Source organism: Paraburkholderia sp. RCC_158, assembly GCF_041355255.1.
Lineage (GTDB): Bacteria > Pseudomonadota > Gammaproteobacteria > Burkholderiales > Burkholderiaceae > Paraburkholderia > Paraburkholderia graminis.
Window position 1 is genome coordinate 1 of record NZ_JBFUPM010000076.1, and the last position, 1288, is coordinate 1288.

Genomic DNA, 1288 nt, shown 5'->3' on the forward strand with positions numbered 1-1288 from the left:
TGACCTTGCCCCCGAAAAACGAATCCCTTGCTGAGTGTGTAAACTCAAGCAAGGAGAAGAAACGATGACGGTCAAGGCAAAGCGGGCGCAGTACACGCTCGAATTCAAACTGGAAGCAGTCCGGCTGGTGAAAAACGGGCAGAGTCTGGCTGCGGTGTCCGCGACGCTGTGCGTGGTGCAGCAGACTCTTCACAACTGGGTCAAGGCGGACAGGGAAGGCAAACTGGTCGGAGCCGGAGCGAAGCCGGTCAGTCCAGAGCAGATGGAGCTGGCACGGTTAAGAGCGGAAGTGTCTCGCCTGAAGATGGAGCTCGACATCACAAAAAAAGCGGCGGCGTACTTCGCGAAGGAATTGATGTGAAGTGCGCGTTCGTTGACCGGAATCGACACCGCTGGCCAGTCTCGATGCTGTGCGAAGCACTGGAAATCAGTCCCAGCGGATATCATCAGCGTCAGCACCGCAGCAGCGATGACAAGCCGAACAGATGCCGTATCAGCAACGATGCCCTGCTCGCGCACATCAAGGCGATTCACGTACAGGTCAAGGGCGAATATGGTTGGCCGCGCATGTGGAAAGAGCTCGTTGCGCGCGGCGTGCGCGTGGGCAAGGAGCGGGTTCGCAAGCTGATGGCGCAGCATGGCATCCGTGCCCGACACAAGCGCAAGTACATTGCGACGACGAACTCGAATCACAACCTGCCGGTGGCGCCGAACTTGTTGGAGCGTAACTTCACATCAACAGCGCCGAACCAGGTCTGGACGAGCGACATCACGTACTGTGCGACGGCTGAAGGCTGGGTTTATCTGGCGGTCATCATCGACCTGTTCAGCAGGCAGGTGGTGGGCTGGTCGATGCAGCCACACATGAAAGCGGAACTGGTCACGGATGCGCTTCGTATGGCGTGGTTCCGGCGCCGTCCAGAGGCTGGCGTCATCGTACATAGCGACAGGGGTAGCCAGTATTGCAGCGGGCTGTTCCAGGACGCGCTGAAGGCCTACGGCATGCGTTCGTCGATGAGTCGGCGCGGCGACTGCTGGGACAATGCCCCGACCGAAAGCCTGTGGGGTTCGTTGAAAGTTGCACGCCTGCATGGCCGGCACTTCGCGACCCGGCGTGCGGCAATGGATGAAATCGTCGACTGGCTTGGCTTTTATAATTCTCGCCGGCTACACTCGACGCTCGACTACGTCAGCCCCATGACGTTCGAGAAAAACTGGCTCGCCGCTCAACAGGGACGAGCCGCGTAAATCTCTCAGCTATGGGATTCGCGAAACAGGGGCAACGTCA

At 59.0% G+C, this 1288-nt stretch carries 1 protein-coding gene; it reads left to right on the forward strand.

Translation table 11 applies throughout. The annotated features are described in order from the left end of the window. Positions 1-64: 64 nt before the first annotated feature. Positions 65-1248, forward strand: a protein-coding gene (locus tag AB6809_RS36190) for an IS3 family transposase (RefSeq protein WP_307259449.1) whose coding sequence is annotated in 2 segments (ribosomal slippage) — positions 65-320 and positions 320-1248 — 1185 coding nt in all. Because the reading frame shifts where the segments join, the coding sequence is not laid out codon by codon here. Positions 1249-1288 lie beyond the last annotated feature (40 nt).